The organism is Saliterribacillus persicus, assembly GCF_003337485.1.
Taxonomy (GTDB): domain Bacteria; phylum Bacillota; class Bacilli; order Bacillales; family Amphibacillaceae; genus Saliterribacillus; species Saliterribacillus persicus.
The window spans coordinates 1-1,842 of the sequence record NZ_QPJJ01000031.1 but is presented as its reverse complement, the minus strand read 5'-3'; the positions used below and the strand labels follow the sequence as shown (position 1 = coordinate 1,842).

Here is a 1,842-nt window from a genome sequence, read left to right as displayed (position 1 = left end):
AAGGGGCTGGGACATAACTAGCCTAAAATAATAAAAAAAGGTTCCAATTATCGTTATTTGATAATCGGAACCTTTTTTTGACGAATGGTTTTCAGGATTTGTTTCCTTAGTCGCTTGTTTAGCGGTGTACTTCCTCAAGTTCACCGCCATAAATGCGAATCCTAATTCACTTTCCACTTTCTCTTTGCCTCTGACTGACATTTTAGTGAATGACAAATTAGCCTTCAAAAATCCGAAGACTGGTTCTACATCTATTTTTCGTTTGCCATAGAGTTTCCCCGTTTCTTTTTCAGAAAGCTGCTCGCGGGTGTACGCTTTTTGTTGCTCCCATTTTTGGTTATAATATATTTTACGATTATTTCCTTCCTTCGCTTTTGTACATTGGGAACGTAATGGACAATTTGAACAATCCTCACACTCGTATACGTTAAAGGTACGCGTGAAATGATGTTTATCTGTTCGTTTAGAGATATACTTAAACGGTAGTTGTTTATTATTGGGACAGAGGAAAGCGTCGCTTTCTTGATCATATTCCCAATTCATGACGTTAAATGGATCTTGTTTATATTTCTTTTTCTTCTCTTTTCGATACATGTTATAGGTGATAAGCGGAATGCGTTTTCGGTTAAGGACAACATCTTCGTAATTTTGTTCACTGCCATAGCCTGCATCTGCAACGATATAGGGTGGAAGTGTAAAGTAATTTTTCTCAATATTATCTAGAAATGGAATGAAAGTACGTGTGTCAGTTGGATTAGGGAAGACGTCATAAGCCAACGTATATTGTCCTTCGGTGGCAATTTGCACATTATATCCAGCTTTGAGTTGTCCATTCTTCATATAATCGTCTTTCATTCGCATAAAAGTCGCATCTTGATCAGTTTTGGAATAACTATTTCGGTCACCAAATACTTGCATCGCATGGTGGTATTTTTCTTTCCGTGCTAGATAATCTTTATATTGTTTCACGTATTGTTTTGGTGCTTTTCGTAAAGAACGAAGTTGTTTTCGTTCGGAAACATCCTCGCTTGTTTCGATCTTTTTGTCGTAGTCTTTTACCGTCTCTTCGAGCTTTTCTACCACTTTTTCAAGTTCTTGGGTAGTAAGCTCTTCGGTACTTTCGCGTTCAATTTCTGGAATAATTTCTTTTTCTAATAATTCTTCATACATTTGATTTGATTTCTCTACTAATTGAGCACTGTATCTTTCGACTGACTTTCGCCATACGAACGTAAACTTATTGGCATTTGCTTCGATCTTGGTCCCGTCAATAAAAATTGCTTCTTCTTCAATGAGCTCTTCTTGTACTAGTTGGCATCGAAATTGCACGAAGCTTTGGCGTAGTAATTCTTTTACTTCTGGATTAACCCGAAAGCGATTAATGGTACGATAGCTTGGTTCATGTCCTTGCGCTAACCACATCATCCGTACACTATCTTTTAGTAGTGCCTCAATCTTTCTGCCAGAGAAAACAGATTGGGTATACGCACATAAAATAATCTTCATCATCATTCGTGGATGATACGCAGGACAGCCTGTTGGACGTACGAAACTAGCAAATGCTTCCTCCGGAATCTGTTCTACTAAATGATGGACCGTAAGGGCAATATCATTTTTTTCTAATTTCATTTCTAAATCTAGCGGCAAAATTACTTGATTCATGTTATAATTTTTAAACATAAGGATACCTCCGATAGTTATTGTGTGGTGCTTTAATTTTATCAGAAGGTATCCTTTTTTTCTTGTATAAAATAGCTGAACCAATAAAAAAATCGCACCTTCCAATTATTTGGAATGGTGCGATTTTTCATTTTTTATACTGAGTTTTGTCCCAGCCTCTTT

1 protein-coding gene is annotated in these 1,842 nt (G+C 36.8%); it reads right to left on the bottom strand.

Annotation, left to right across the window (positions count from 1 at the left end; all coding sequences use genetic code 11):
- Positions 1 to 1,680 (bottom strand): IS1182 family transposase (locus tag DFR57_RS18045; protein ID WP_170133034.1); only part of this gene is annotated, 1,680 nt, incomplete at its 3' end.
- Between the last annotated feature and the right edge of the window lie 162 nt (positions 1,681 to 1,842).